We start from the raw sequence: 14,225 nt of genomic DNA, 5'->3' as shown, positions 1-14,225 counted from the left end.
AATGCATGCTAGGAAGGCGATATCTGTTTAGGGAATGAAGGAAATGGTCTCTTCCTGAAGGATGTGTCTGAGAAATTGCCAGCAGTCTTGACGCCCAATGAAAGCGAGTCTACAATAAGTAACAAATGAACAAAATTTGTGAAAGTGAGAAGTCATGGGGGGTGATGAGAAAGAACGCGAACGGGCCATCCTGGATGTGACCGCTGAGCTGCTGCTTCGACATGGGTACAATAAATTGACGATGAGCGATGTGGCCGATGCTGTCGGCTTAAACCGCAGGCTGGTCTATCTCTTGTTTCCTTCCAAGGATGCATTGATAGAAGCCCTTCTACTCCGAGAATTGAATACCTATGTGGAAATCTGGAATCACTGCCTCGAGAGTGATCCTCTGGGGGGTCGGTCGCCAGCGTCTATCGGGGTCTGCTCGTTACCCTCAAGCAGTTACCATTGATGGCTGCGATGTATACGCGAGATGAGCAGACGTTTGGCAAATATCTTTCCAGGCCAGGCAATTTCTTTGTCTCCTGGCCGCCTGATCCTGGCCCGACACGGGAGTATCTCCAGGCAATGCAAGAGGTGGGAGCCGTTCGTCAGGACATCAACACGAGAGCCATGGCTTTCATCCTGGATGCGCTGACCCCCTCCATTCTTGCCGCCCTCTCTTCTCATACGAGCGCAGCACTTTCTGACTCCACCAGGCGGGACCAGCCATCTTTTGATGAGTTGGTGGAAACGGTGGGTGGGATCTGCGATTGCTTGCTCACACCGAAAGTTGGGGCGAACCTCGAAGCAGGAAAAGCGATGATGCGTCGGAAAATCGAAGAGGTGCAGGCACAGTTTGCTGAAGCAGATGATACGGAGGGGAAAAACCAATGACAACTGAGAAGATCCACTTTACCAAAGAAAAAGAAACGATGCTCATGACCTTGAGCGGCCGAGCTCTTCAGAGCCAATGGAAGAATCCTATCTTGCGTGATCCCTGGGCTGAAGAGGCGATGCGGCATATCGATTACGACATCAGCAAGCAGTACAGGGGAGTGGGCTCGTGGAGCATGTGGAGCAAGATCGGATGTACCATTATCGCTACGCGCGCTACGACCTTTGATCTGCTCACGAACCGTTATCTGGCCGATCACCCGGATGCGACCGTGTTGCATCTGGGCTGTGGCATGGACAGCCGTGTTTTCCGAGTTGATCCGCCTGCCAGCGTCCAGTGGTTCGATGTGGATTACCCGGATGTGATCGATCTACGCCGCCAACTGTTTCCCGAACGGGACACCTATCACCTGATCGGCGCACCGCTGGATGATTTGCGCTGGTTAGACGAGGTTCCACAGGACCGACCCGGGCTGCTGATCGCCGAAGGGGTGCTGCACTACCTGAGCGAACCAGAAGTGAAAGCGCTCCTCAATGCGGTGGTTGCTCACTTCCCCGGTGGCCAGATGATCTTCGATATCTGCAATCCGTGGATTGTGAAAAGAGTGGGCTCGAACGTCGGGGGCACGGGTGCCACTTACAAGTGGGGTCTTGATGATCCACAGGACATCAAGCAGCTTGAGCCAAAACTTGAGCTGATCAAGGAATTCAGACCAAGTGAACTGGTTGCGTTTTCCCGCTTCCCGTTATGGTGGCGGGTTCTTTACCGCGTGCAGGAGGTCAACCCCACGTTGCGTAGGATGGAACGTACAATCGTTTACCGATATGAGAATGCAAGCTCGGAATCACGATCCTAAGCCGGGTGAAATAGAAAAATGCAATGTAACACGATTTGAGAAGAATGGGGAAATGACAAAGGGAGACAAGACTGACCAGGGCCTGGAAAGCCATTTCACGCGATGGCAAATTTGGTTCTTCCTGGGGAATGAATTGGTGTGCCACCCGACAAACATAAGTGCAATCTCTTCTATTTGCCGGGTCACGCTCTACTGAGTATGAGAGTTTATACTGATGCTACTATTCGCTCATGCCCCGCGACCCGGCGCGATGCCAGGAGCTCACGAATGAGAAGCGTGATAGCGGCAATGGGGAACCACAACTCTTCAACGGCCTCGAGAATCGCCAAAGCGGCGACCCCATCCACCACGGGAGTGAAAAGAAAGACGACTCCCAGGATGGCGAAAAGACTTCCTATGATAATTGCCGCGTATCCAAGCACACGCGGGAGAACAGGTGAACCAATAATCACTACTCCCAGCGGAATGATGAGCGCGGGCGCAGCAATGATAGAATAAAGGTGCTGGACAGCGTTGACAAAACTCAGGCTGATTAACGCCGTCGTCAAATTGTGAGCATTTGCCGCACCAAGGTAAAATGTGACTTCTAACAGGTCCACTACCATGAAAATGCCTCCCCCTAGCAACGTTGCCAGGCCTGCAAAGCGTGTGGTTGCTTTTGCGAGCTGAAGGATGGCGAGCACAAAAAAGATGATAAGAAGCGGACTAATAGCCTGTAACCAGGCCCCCACAAGAATATCGTTATGGTATTGCTTGCCAAACGCAGCCAATTGTGTGGGGTCAGTAGGTGGAGTAGGATTGAGCGAGAAAGAGATAAAAAGAAAAACGACGCCCAGAATACAACCAAGGGCAGCCAGAATACTGAAGAGTCGTGTGGACATGCATGTAGCTCCTTCATATGATCGTTATTCGTTCTGAGAAGAGTCTCTGCCTGTTGGGAAACTAAGCGAGAAAGTGCTCTCGCCATACGTGTGATATCATGCTCCCAAATGGGACTTGCCCCCGAATGAGGGTCACTCTTCATATCAGAAGTATAAAGGGCAAGATTTGAATTGCTCTTCGCACCGTCTCTACATGTGCTTCGCAGAACATCCTTCTTTGACAGGAAAAGCGCTTTTTGTTACTATGTAATTGCCTATGCAAAAGGAAAAAGCGTACGGCCAGAATATTTACATTCACATTAATCAATTTAATTGACAAGTCTTTACAGACACAAGGATGAGGTGTAATGCAAGACGCGCGTATGATGCGAAAGCTCACCAGCCCACCGCTCCCGCAGACCCTCCTCCATCGAGAAGAGGTCTTGTCACGTTTGAGCCTCGTGCTCAATAGGAATACACAATCGCATTCCCAGCCACAAATCTACACCTCATCAAAGCTTGTCTTACTCCTCGCGCCTGCCGGATATGGAAAGACTACTGTCCTGGCAGACTTTGCGAGCAGGGGAAACGCTCACTATTGCTGGTACATGCTTGACCGTACAGATAGTGATATCATCACCTTTCTGCAACGACTCGTGCTCAGTGTTCGCCAACAATTTCCTGACTTTGGCGCGGACCTCGATGATATACTCATGAATATTGCCTATGAGCACATGAGGGAGGCTGAAGGCATTTCGTATTTCATTCCCCTGCTGGATGCTTTCCTCCAGGCTCTAGCAACGGAAACAGCTCAACAAGTAGTCTTGCTCTTCTGCAACTATCAGGAAGTGAATGACACACTGGCAATCAATCAGGCAACCAATTACCTGCTACGTGGCCTTCCACCTCATTGCGCCCTGGTTATTGAGAGCCGGGCCATACCTGAGCTGGAATTTGCGTATCTGCTGGCTCATAACCAGGCGTATAGCTTCACACAAAATGATCTGCGCTTTTCGGCGCAAGAGGTGGCCAGGCTGGCACAACTTCAAGGGATTCCTTCACTCAGCCCAGAAGAAGCCGCACAATTGGAGGCGTTATTTGATGGCTGGATTTCTGGCATGCTCCTGGGAACGCGCCTGAGCCATATTCATCTCCTTCAAGGGAGCCGTATTCCAGGTCTACGCGTGCTCAACACCTCCATGCACCTCCAGCAGCTCTTCACCTATGTCGTCGATGGTGTCTTTCAACGCTATCCAGATCTCTATACCTTCCTGTATGAAGCCTGTATCCTGGAAGAGATGATTCCTTCGCTCTGTGAAGAGGTCTTAGAAATTGAGCATGCCGAGGAGCATCTACAGGAATTAGAGCGCAATGGCCTCTTTGTAACCCATAGAAATGAGGGTGAGCAACAGATCTATGTCTGTCATCAGGTACTGCGCGATCTCTTTCTTGAAGAGCTTGAGCGAAGCAATCCGCAACGTTTTCACGCCTTGCATCAGCGGGCTGCTCATAAGTTGGGTGAAGAACAACGCTATGAGCAGGCCATCCATCATGCATTACAAGCTCAGGAATACCCCATGGCTGCACGCTTTATCGTAGATATATTTCCAGTAATATTTGACCAGCAACGCCTGGTAACTCTTATGCGTTGGTGTCATTTGCTCTCCTCCCCATTTCGCGAGTTTGCGCCTCAAATATTGTTGACCCAGGCCCGTGTCTATTTGCGATGGCATGATCATGCTCATGCGTTGCTGCTCCTGGAGCGCGCCGAGCAGGTTATACTCGACAAAAGCGCCTCCATGTTGCTTGAGGATCCGCATTTGCTCTTAACAGAGATACGGATCTTCAAAGGATTAGCCTTCTTCATGTCTGGAGCCTATCAACAGGCTGCCGATCAATGCCAGAACGCATTAGATGAATTACCCGCCAATGAAACTGTATTGCGCTCGGAAGCATACTCTATTATCGGGTTATCTTTGTGTTTAAGGGGCGATCTATCTGCTGGCATAGCGGCTATCCAGAAAACCTTGCAGCTCTATGGTCGTTCTCGCTCCGGCTATGAAGTAGCGCGTTTACACTCGATACTGGCTAGCGCCTATCGTTGGCTTGGCAAACTAGAACTTGCTGAGCATCACGTGATGAGGGCCATGACATGTCGACTGCAAATGCATGATGTCTGTGGTCAAATAGAAGACCTCAACCGCCTGGGCCTCCTTAAAAAAAGTCAGGGAGCCATACATGAGGCTGAAACTCATCTTCTTCAAGCGCTGGAATTAGCCCGTTCCCCTTTGCATTATGAATCTGGGCAAGCTTATGCCCTCGTCAATCTCGGCCACCTGTACTTTGATCAGGCAGCTTATGAGCGGGCATTACGCACTTTAGAAGAGGGCCTGGCACTGGCGGAAAAGTTACAGGATCGTTACCTGGTAAATCATACTTTGTGCATCATGGCGCTGACTTATCTCTCCCTGCAAGATGTGGAAACGGCTCATTTCCTGCTCTCCAATGTCCAGCTCTCACCTGCCAAAAGTGAGCAGCCTGACTATGATCGCTTTCTCCACCATCTCACCTATAGTTTGCTTCTGCTGCATGAGGAGCATTATGACGAGGCACTCTCCTATCTTAGAGCACTCCAGGCATCCCCAAGCAATACAGAAAAGGAATTAATGCTTGTGTTACACCTACGCCTGGCAGGCTGTTATCTGGGAAAGCAACAAAACGAAGACGCCCTGGTTTACCTGCATAAGCTGACAGTAGACCTGGCCAACGTGAAGGGATATGGCCTTTGTGTTTTGTAGAACTCAGGAACCAGCCACAACTAAAGCATACTCTCCAGACCCATCCGGATCTCGCCCAATTGCGAACTCTTTTACATCTCGAAGAGATTGACGCTCCCCCACTTCTCGAAGAGCCTGTCCCTATGCCTGTGAACAGCGTTGAACAGAAGGGAGGAAGCCGGCTAAGAATTTGCGCCCTGGGCGAGCCTGCTGTCCTGATTGATGAGAATCCCGTTACTCGTTGGCGCATGGCACGCTCAATGGAGCTCTTCTTCTTGCTATTGGATCAGAGCCATCCTTTACGCAAAGAGCAGATTATTGATGCACTCTGGCAAAATTATGATAAGCAGAGTAATCGGGCCTTCCACTCGACCTTGTTCTACCTGCGTAAAGCTATTGGAGAGGCTTGTATCGTCTCGCAAGGCGGGACATACGTCCTGGATCTGACGGCACATTACGCCTCTATTGAGTATGATGTCGAGCTTTTTCAAAAGCACTTTGCCAGGGGCAAAGAGTGCCTTGAGCAAGAGGATGAGGAGGGTGCACAGCACGCCTTTGAAGCCATGCTTGCGTTGTACCGTGGCGACTATATACAGACATCCTATAACGACTGGTCGAGCAGCCGACGCAATGAACTACGCCAGGCAAGTCTAGATGCTCACCGAGAGTTAGCATTGATAGCCTGGTATCACGAAAAGATAGCAACAAGCATGAAGCACTGGCAACAGATCCTGGCGAGCGATAACACTCAGGAAGAGGCGCACTATGGTTTGATGCGCTGCTATGCTCGCCAGGGCAAGCGTAGCCTGGCGCTACGCCAGTATCAGCAATGTGAAAAGATCTTACAAGAGGAGTTAGGGGCAAAGCCCGGAACTACACTCCAGCAGTTCTATCAACGACTAAAGAGTGCTACGTCCAAGGCCAACAAGGATAAGTGATAAAGAGTGCGAAGTGAGTGCGAAGTGAAGTCGTTTGCAAGTGTTGCTTGCTATACTCGCGATAAAGCAGCATGTACAGCATTTGATTAAGCCATTCACTTGCGTCAGGGAGACAGATAGAGGTGGCTGAGCCTGAAAGGAGCGAGAGGCATTATGTCCTGGCAGATCATCCATCGTGTACTGGGCCTGGCTCTCGTCGACACAACGTTCTGGCAGGCTCTGCAAAATGATCCTCGTACCGCTCTACGCGAAGGAGGTTTTCAGCTAACGGAGAAAGAGCAAGAAGCCTTTTGCAATCTTCCCCGCAACAATTTAAGCGAGCTTAGCCAGCAATTACTCGAATCTCTCCCAGCAGAGTAAAGTAGTAAATGACCCGAAGAGTGGTTCTGGCTCACTCGTGGTGATTCAGGCTGCTTGCTACATATGCATTGATAGATCTTTCTACAGCAATAAAAAGACAGGAATATATGGGTTTGGACGCCAGGTAACGGATAGCAGGATTGCAATGGCTCGAAGCCTTTATCGTTGCCAAAGCCTTGAATCGGTGTTAGACTCATATTTGATGCTGTGGCGGGCTTCACACGTGTGAAGCCCGCCGTGTTGTCCCCGACAGGATAACATTCTTGTAAAAGGTTCTCTAGCTTTTTACGCTGAAAGGGCACTGAAGAAAGCAGGTTTGGTTACTGAGCGTCCGACCGCCAGGGCAACACCATTCAGGCGTGCCATTAATTGCTGATATTGACCAATGGTTAAAGATTGGGCGCCATCTTTTAAGGCTTCTTCAGGATTTGGATGGACTTCCACAAGTAGTCCATCGCTGCCAGCGGTAACTGAAGCCAGTGACATCGCTTCTACAAGGTGACGATGGCCGGTTCCCTGCGAAGGATCTGAGATGATGGGAAGGTGAGAGAGATTTTTCACGACCGGGATCGCGCTAAGATCCATGGTGTTGCGCGTAGCGGACTCAAAGGTTCGAATGCCACGTTCACATAGAATGACATTTTTGTTCCCCTGCGCGAGAATATACTCAGCCGCTAATAACCATTCTTCAATTTTCGCCGACATCCCACGCTTGAGTACTACTGGCATGTTTGAACGGCCAACTTCATCTAACAGCATGTAATTCTGCATATTGCGGGTCCCAATCTGCAATATGTCGGCATACTCACTGACGAGAGAGACATCGGTAGGTGTCATGACCTCGGTGATGACAGCCAGTCCGAAGGTGTCACGCGCCTTTGCCAGAAGCTTCAGACCTTCCAGTCCCATCCCACGATATCCATAGGGCGAAGTGGAAGGTTTGAATGCTCCCCCACGTAAGATAACTGCCCCTTTTTCAAGCACGGCTTCGGCGGTGGTGAGTAACTGTTTCTCACTCTCTACTGTGCAGGGTCCAGCCATCATGACTACATTTTGACCGCCAATCTCGACATACCCTTGCGCGGTACATGCAGCTGGGACTCGTACAATGGTATCTTTGGGATGGAAGTCGCGGCTGGCCAATTTATAGGGTCTGGTTATGGTGGGAATACGCTCAACCCCTGCCAGTACTTTGATTTTCTGGGTGACTTGCTTCTTGAGCTCGTTAATATCCTCCTTAGAGATTGGTGCCTGTGGAGTTTCAAGGACTTGAATAATGGTGGCATCAGATTCGTTGGAAAGCGTTCCGGCTAGCTGATGTTTTTCAAGTACTGCAAGGACGGAATCGATGTCGCTACGACTACATGATGGTTTCATCACAATAAACATGAAATGACTCTCCTTTTTAAATGCAGTCAACATTTCTTCGCACTACCCCCGACACAAATATGGGGGGAGAATACAAAAAGAGTAACGCCTGGTTTAGCGTGTTACGCTCGCATATTGATTGGGGCCACTTGTCTGCAGGATCGTTTCTGCTGGCACCTGAAAACGTAAGCTGTCATGGCAAAAGGCTATCCATTCAGGTGTGATCTGGTCAAACACAATTGGAGCCTCGTGAGAGGCATCCGCTACGACGACAAAGTCATTGCGGAGATAATAAAATCTTGCCCCATCAGTATGGTCTGTTTCCTGGATCGCATCAGACCATGCCTCAAAGGCTTCCATACGGCTTACCTGGTAAGCTTTGTAAAAGTCTCGCATGATTTCACACTCCATTTAAAAGCGGACTCTAAGCGACGTACGACGTTCTTTGGTACTGGCAACAATTACAATGTATAGTATATCTATGTGTGAATTGATCCTCCTCAGGTGTATTTTTGGGGATGAGAAAGAGGTACAAAAGCTAGCTATAGCGGATAAAAAATCTTCGCGAGCGTGCCGCCTGGCTGCGCAAATTTGCTGTAAACGGGTTGCTAACGGCCATAGGGTAATCTGTATCACAAATGGTACGCAATGTAATGCACCTACGAAGGAGCACCGTTATGCATGCAAGAAATATTCTTGTTCTTGAGCCGAATGATCTCTTACGAGCTGGCTTAAAAACAATTTTAGAACACGAAGAGAGTGTTGATATTGTCTATGAAGAGAGAAGCCAGCGAGACCTCTTTTTGTATCGGTCACGTTTGATTGACCTGGTTATCATCAATCAAACGTTTGTGGCTAAGCTACTCCCATCCATTGGCTGTAATTTTGTCGTCATTTCCCATGAGCCCAATCTGGCGGCTATGAAAACTGCCTATGAGCAAGGAGCTCGTGGTTATGTCACCCATGCTGTCTCGGCCCAGGCCATTAAGGCGCTCCTCGCCATTGAAGAAACTGCGTTCTTCGTTGAGCCAATCCTGACTCCTATGCTGATGAAGTGCCTGTTCGATACCAGGAATTCCTCCTATATCAAGGAAGAGCTGCTGACACCACGCGAGAAAGAGATTGTCTATCTGTTGCGTTCTGGCATTGATCGAGATAGGATTGCGGCACAACTGCATATTGCCAGTGCAACATTGAAGACACACATTAAGAATATTGCTCGCAAACGAGAACTGGTCTCTCCTTCCTGACAGACAAGCAAACGGGAGCTCATGCGGAGCGAGGGGAGTAATCTCAAGGATTACTCCCCTCGCTCCGCATGAGCTCTCTTGATTTTTCTTCCTTTGCCGCGTGTGCCACGGTGTGGTTGGGCATACACGTTGGATGCAAGGTTTTCGTCCGTCGTTGTTTTGGCTTGCATATTATGATCTCGCCCCACGATCTCAACGGTCTTTAAAAATTCTTGCATCTGTTGACCCTTCCCAGGAGATGCGCGTGCGATGATCGCTTTCTCGTGCTGCCTGGCTGTTGTAGCAGCAACCTTTTTATTCCCTACCGAATGTTGCGAGCCTGGAGGGGGAGCCGTCTGCATCTGTGCTTCTATTTCAATAACAGCATCAATCACAGCCTGGCTGATCGGTTCCGGCTGATCCTGAAAAGCTACAAATCCAAGTACCCCCGGACTATTCTTGATATCTTGTAATAGAACCATGTTTAAATCAGAGCATATAAACAGATAGCCAGCAAAGAGGGGAGCTGTCTGCTGAACCTTAGACGGGGAAATCACCTTCCTCGTTGGAAGAAAAACCTCTATCCCGCTGATCTTTCTTAAGCTATGGGCCGCAATAAATTCCATCCCGGGTCTAGAGCGCATGACATACCAGTGTGTGGCTGCGCCTGTTCTTTGCCTGGTCGCAGTTAGGGATGCGGTCGTCATTAGACAATTTTACCTTTCCTGAGGCTTTTTGTTTCTTGTCTAATCCTATCTGATGACCGTTGGCTTGTTGTTCACAGTATGTTGACAGCAAAGCCATGCCTGTATCAAAACCCGCCGGCGGGTGCTGCGCTGCCCGGTGCATCGGGCAGCATCCACTTTTAGAGTACGATGAAATCGGAGTAGCGCTGCAACTGTAGAAACACGGGCACTAATGCCTGAACCATAAGCGCTTTAGCCAGCGAGTCACCCTTTTTGTCCAGATTGTAGACGACTCTATTGGCAACAGCAGTCAGGCGCTCAAGCAATTTACGGGACGGGACATCCTGTGTATCCCTGACATGAACAGGCTCGATAGCCTGGTAATCCAATGGTGCATAGGTTTGTAATGGGAATGCCGATGGTAAGGACATGGCATAAGCTCCTGTGCTTCCTGCATCTGGTAGGATGGTGGGAAATGTAAACATCGCTGCCTGGGAAGTTTTCTGCTCTCTTTCTGTTCCTTGTTGCAGATGCGTGATCTCCCAGAAGGTCTGGCGCAATGCTTCGGCCACCTCTGGTGTGTTAACTAGCAGACACCAATCGGGATGGGTGGGTTTGGTGAATATCAGACTAGGGGCGAGCTGGATGTCATCGTCAAATGATTGTATGGTTTCACTGCTTGTCAGTTCGGCGAAGCGCTCCTGACAAATCAGATAGTAGATGGTGCATAAACGTGTCAATGTTGAAAAAAGTGTTGTTAACTGGGGCAGTGATTGATGTTCATTGGAAAATCTAAAGCGAAAAAGAAACTTGTTCTGCGCTGTGGCTGCTACCTCTTCCCTCGAAAGGTTGAGTTTTTTGTAGCGTAGCTCTTCCTGTAGGGACATTGGTAGCTCGGTACCATGCAGGACCGCCTCCTGAAGATTGGCGCCTGTGATCGTTGCTCGCCACAGTTGTGTTCGACTAAGATTAGCTCGTACCAGCAAGGCATCGCGTAAATCTGTGCCATTTAGATTCGCACCGACTAAATTGCTATCTGTACAGGTTGTTTCATTAAAAATAGCATATTGTAGGTTTGTGCTTGCCATATTAGCACCGGCAAAAGTTGCACCACACGCGAGGGCTTCGGAGAAATCTGCGCCAATTAAGACCGCTTTATCCAGGTGGGCCCAGATGAGGTCCGCTCTCTGGAAATTCGCTCCGTGCAGTTTCGTTCCCTGAAAGTTCGTTTCACTTAACTGCGCATCCGCGAATCTGGCCCCCATCAAATTTAGTCCGCTTAAATCAGCCTTCTCTAAATTACATTGGCTTAAATCGAGACGATCTGGACTGCCGGCCTCAGCTAATAGGGCCAGTACGTCTGCCCGTGTATAGGCCACGGATGCGTTTTCAGTGTTACACCATATCCCTGAAGTCATGCTTTTTTCCTTTTCTCATACATAAAAGAGTTCAAAACAGAAGATGTTTTCTGCTCTGAACCCTTATTATCTCAAATGAGTAAGTGATTAAATGTAGAGCTGGCGTCTTCTTCCGAGAAACGCGAGCGCGAGTAGCGGGATCACCGCTATCAGGTAATAGCCAGGAATGCCGGCGCTGATTGAGGCCGAGGTTGCTCCCATAAAATCTAATTGCGCGATATGGCTCAGGCCTCCAAAGTACCATATCAGGAGATAGATAATCTCAAACAATTTGGTTGTACCACTGGCACAGCCCAGTGCCAGGGCCAGCGATGGAATAAAGAGTACACCAGTCAGCCAGGCCAGGCAGGCTGACCACTGACCTGAATATAAGAGGTGAATTCCGACACCACTTCCGGTAAGCAGGGTAATCATGATGCCTGTGAGCCAGGTTACTGGCAGTTGATAGGTGAGTGGGCGTACCGTCGAAAAAACGATCTGCCCCGTATTGTATCTGCTCTCACGATTGCCTAGCCCGGACCAGATCAGCAGTGGCCAGATCCATGCCAATGGCAAGAAGATGCCTTGAGCCAGGGTGAGTGGGACGAGTAAGCCAGCCAGCCATAAGCCAGCGGCGATGATATACCACCAGAGGGGTAGTCCTTTGCACAATAGGTGCACTTCGGCAATGAATAGACGATTAATACTGGGTAGTTTTCCTCGCTCAGTGATTGGTGTCAGGGTTACTGGCGTAAAGGATGGTGCCGGCGTGACCTCGGCTGGCGTCTCTATGAGCGCAGCTTGTGCCTCCTGCTTCTCTTGCCGCTTGCTATACTCTCTGGTCTTCTCACGGGCAGGATCAAAGCGGGTGAAAAAGATACTGGCCAGTAGCGCGATACCAATGGCGATGAGTATCCAGACTAACCTTTCGGTTAATAGGACGGCATTCCACGGGACGCCATTCCAGTGAAATAGCTGAACATGACCTTTGATGGGACGAATGCCGATGGTAAAATGCCCACGAACATAGCCTGGATCGACTTGTTGCAGGGTGCTTTCCATACTGGAAAGTGTTGGACTGATGCCATAAAGATCAAAACTTGGACGCGCATTCAAAAAGATGATGCTCATCACAATCCAGAGGATAAAGTATAGGATATTTCCCAGGCCGCCGCGCAGGCGGGGAATCACTTCAAAGAAGATCGCCAGGGCCGCTACGACTGCCATTGCTGGCAGGGAGATAGTCAGGAAGGGTTGCAGTAAAGCCCAGATATCTAGCTGCTTGTCCTCCATCCGCACCAGTTGCATGATGATGGCTGTGACGAACATTACGCCGATCATGACCAGTAAACAGGCAAAGTTGCTCAGGAATTTGCCGAATGTGTAGGCAAACTTTTTCAATGGGGTGGTTGCGAGAATCTGTCCAACCCCGGTCTGTTGATCCCGCTCGACGGTATTCTTGACCAGAAAAAAAGCGGGCAGTAGCAGTAATGTTGAGGTGAATAACGCCACCGCCGTCCCTATCCAGGCTGAGTTATACTCACCACGATAATTTCCTAGTCCTAATGTGACATAACTCGCGCTGGCTGGAGGGAGAAACCAGTAGACAATAATAGCGGCCAGCGCAATCGTAATAAAGAAGCTGTAGCGGCGGATGCGCTCCAAAAAGTCAGCGTACATCAAGGAGAGGATAGGATATATCGTTGTCATTGCGCTGCACCTGCTGCGTTTCTGCCATTGGCAATACAATAGAGATAGGCATCCTCAAGTGTGGGTGCGACGCGCGCTGCCTCTTGTAGAGGCGCGCTATCAGCAACCAGGCGCACATGGACCCCATTGCTGCGCCGCGCCGTACTGCTGACCAGGAAACGTTCACGGATCTGGATAAGCTTCTCACTGGGGACCAGGCATTCCCACACTTTTCCTTCTACCTGGCCTAGCAGATTTTCGGGTGTGGCATGCGTTAGCAGTGTCCCTTTGTCCATAATCGCGATCGCTGTGGCAGTCGCCTCAACGTCCGATACAATATGGGTGGAAAGAATGACAATGCGTTCTCCTGCGAGATCAGTCAAGAGATTGCGAAAGCGCACACGTTCTTCTGGGTCCAGCCCTACGGTGGGCTCATCGATAATGAGCAATTTAGGATCATTGAGAAGCGCCTGCGCAATCCCTACGCGTTGCCTCATCCCTCCCGAAAAGGCTCCCAGCGGGCGCTTGCGTACCTCTGATAGATTAAGTACTTGCAGGAGTTCGTCAATGCGTTGACGCGCGATATTTGCTTTGAGGCCTTTGATCGCAGCTAGATATTCCAGAAACTCAATGGCATTGAGATGGGGATAGATACCAAAATCTTGTGGTAAATAGCCAAGCACTGTACGCAATTGTTCAGGATGTATGGCAATATCTTGACTATCCCAAACCACTGTTCCTTCAGTCTGTTTCGTGATCGTCGCCAGGATACGCATCAAGGTAGATTTGCCGGCACCATTGGGACCAAGTAATCCCAGTACTCCCGGTGTAATTGTGAAGGAGACATCGCGCAATCCCCAATTCTTACCTCGATAACGTTTACTCACATGTTCAATTGCGAGTTGCATTTTTTATCCTTTTACTTTCTTCAACAACAATGATCTCTCTGTAGAAATGCATCTGATTGTGCCGTATTTCTTTGTTAAATCTATTTAATATAAAAATTAACAAAGAAAATATATATGGTGTTAAATGGATAAAACACCTGTTTTGCTAGTATAAAATCAGTATGCAAATGTGTCAATAGATACACTATACATCTCACGTTGTTTGATGATGAGTATATTTCTCTATTGGCGTGTGTACCGCTCATCTGGGTGAGGCAGGCCTCGCGCATTCATAACTGCA

The 14,225-nt window shown here is 49.3% G+C and carries 14 protein-coding genes; 7 read left to right on the top strand and 7 right to left on the bottom strand.

Translation table 11 applies throughout. The features are described from left to right. The first annotated feature begins 154 nt into the window (after positions 1-154). From EL645_RS32375 to EL645_RS32365, 3 genes are read left to right on the top strand one after another with little or no spacing between them, the layout of a single operon-like run. Positions 155-451 (top strand): TetR/AcrR family transcriptional regulator, encoded by a 297-nt coding sequence (locus tag EL645_RS32375; protein ID WP_126556598.1) that lies wholly within the window; start codon positions 155-157, stop codon positions 449-451. Then, positions 451-876, top strand: coding sequence for a 6TM ABC transporter family protein (locus tag EL645_RS32370; RefSeq protein ID WP_126556597.1), 426 nt, complete (start codon positions 451-453; stop codon positions 874-876). Before EL645_RS32375 ends, EL645_RS32370 begins: the two co-directional genes overlap by 1 nt. Continuing rightward, complete coding sequence (locus EL645_RS32365; protein ID WP_126556596.1) at positions 873-1,733, top strand: class I SAM-dependent methyltransferase; 861 nt, start codon at positions 873-875, stop codon at positions 1,731-1,733. Before EL645_RS32370 ends, EL645_RS32365 begins: the two co-directional genes overlap by 4 nt. A 206-nt stretch (positions 1,734-1,939) precedes the next feature. On the opposite strand, the gene EL645_RS32360 is transcribed toward EL645_RS32365, so the two are convergent. Then, positions 1,940-2,614, bottom strand: a complete 675-nt coding sequence (locus tag EL645_RS32360) for a hypothetical protein (RefSeq protein WP_126556595.1) — start codon at positions 2,612-2,614, stop codon at positions 1,940-1,942. A gap of 347 nt (positions 2,615-2,961) precedes the next feature. Between EL645_RS32360 and EL645_RS32355 the strand changes: the two genes are divergently transcribed. From EL645_RS32355 to EL645_RS32345, 3 genes are all read left to right on the top strand, one after another. Then, the gene (locus EL645_RS32355) at positions 2,962-5,391 is read left to right on the top strand and encodes a winged helix-turn-helix domain-containing protein (protein WP_126556594.1); all 2,430 of its coding nucleotides are present in this window, start codon (positions 2,962-2,964) and stop codon (positions 5,389-5,391) included. Between the two features lie 122 nt (positions 5,392-5,513). Next, positions 5,514-6,308, top strand: coding sequence for an AfsR/SARP family transcriptional regulator (locus tag EL645_RS32350; RefSeq protein ID WP_126556593.1), 795 nt, complete (start codon positions 5,514-5,516; stop codon positions 6,306-6,308). Between the two features lie 153 nt (positions 6,309-6,461). Continuing rightward, the gene (locus EL645_RS32345) at positions 6,462-6,668 is read left to right on the top strand and encodes an Os1348 family NHLP clan protein (RefSeq protein ID WP_126556592.1); all 207 of its coding nucleotides are present in this window, start codon (positions 6,462-6,464) and stop codon (positions 6,666-6,668) included. 285 nt (positions 6,669-6,953) lie between these two features. On the opposite strand, the gene aroF is transcribed toward EL645_RS32345, so the two are convergent. Together aroF and EL645_RS32335 are read right to left on the bottom strand one after the other, a co-directional pair. Continuing rightward, positions 6,954-8,057: a 3-deoxy-7-phosphoheptulonate synthase gene (gene aroF, locus EL645_RS32340; protein WP_126556591.1), complete on the bottom strand. Its 1,104-nt coding sequence runs from the start codon at positions 8,055-8,057 to the stop codon at positions 6,954-6,956. 93 nt (positions 8,058-8,150) lie between these two features. Continuing rightward, positions 8,151-8,432: a hypothetical protein gene (locus EL645_RS32335; RefSeq protein ID WP_126556590.1), complete on the bottom strand. Its 282-nt coding sequence runs from the start codon at positions 8,430-8,432 to the stop codon at positions 8,151-8,153. A gap of 281 nt (positions 8,433-8,713) precedes the next feature. On the opposite strand from EL645_RS32335, the gene EL645_RS32330 reads away from it, so the two are divergent. Next, positions 8,714-9,286 carry a LuxR C-terminal-related transcriptional regulator gene (locus EL645_RS32330; RefSeq protein WP_161977873.1) on the top strand — a complete coding sequence of 191 codons (573 nt, stop codon included), beginning with the start codon at positions 8,714-8,716 and terminating at the stop codon, positions 9,284-9,286. A 50-nt stretch (positions 9,287-9,336) separates the two neighbouring features. Here EL645_RS32330 and nusG read toward each other — a convergent pair whose 3' ends face one another. The 4 genes from nusG to EL645_RS32310 form a co-directional block, all read right to left on the bottom strand. Then, positions 9,337-9,972, bottom strand: coding sequence for a transcription termination/antitermination protein NusG (gene nusG, locus EL645_RS32325; protein ID WP_126556588.1), 636 nt, complete (start codon positions 9,970-9,972; stop codon positions 9,337-9,339). Between the two features lie 158 nt (positions 9,973-10,130). After that, entirely contained in the window at positions 10,131-11,369 is a 1,239-nt protein-coding gene (locus EL645_RS32320) for a pentapeptide repeat-containing protein (protein ID WP_126556587.1), read from the bottom strand. An 87-nt stretch (positions 11,370-11,456) separates the two neighbouring features. Further along, positions 11,457-13,058 (bottom strand): ABC transporter permease, encoded by a 1,602-nt coding sequence (locus EL645_RS32315; protein ID WP_126556586.1) that lies wholly within the window; start codon positions 13,056-13,058, stop codon positions 11,457-11,459. Continuing rightward, positions 13,055-13,945 (bottom strand): ABC transporter ATP-binding protein, encoded by an 891-nt coding sequence (locus EL645_RS32310; RefSeq protein WP_126556585.1) that lies wholly within the window; start codon positions 13,943-13,945, stop codon positions 13,055-13,057. The genes EL645_RS32315 and EL645_RS32310 overlap by 4 nt, the downstream gene beginning before the upstream one ends. Positions 13,946-14,225: the final 280 nt, after the last annotated feature.

The organism is Dictyobacter kobayashii, from assembly GCF_003967555.1.
GTDB lineage: Bacteria > Chloroflexota > Ktedonobacteria > Ktedonobacterales > Ktedonobacteraceae > Dictyobacter > Dictyobacter kobayashii.
Note: the sequence above shows the minus strand (reverse complement) of the source record. Positions and strands in the feature narration are given on the sequence as shown.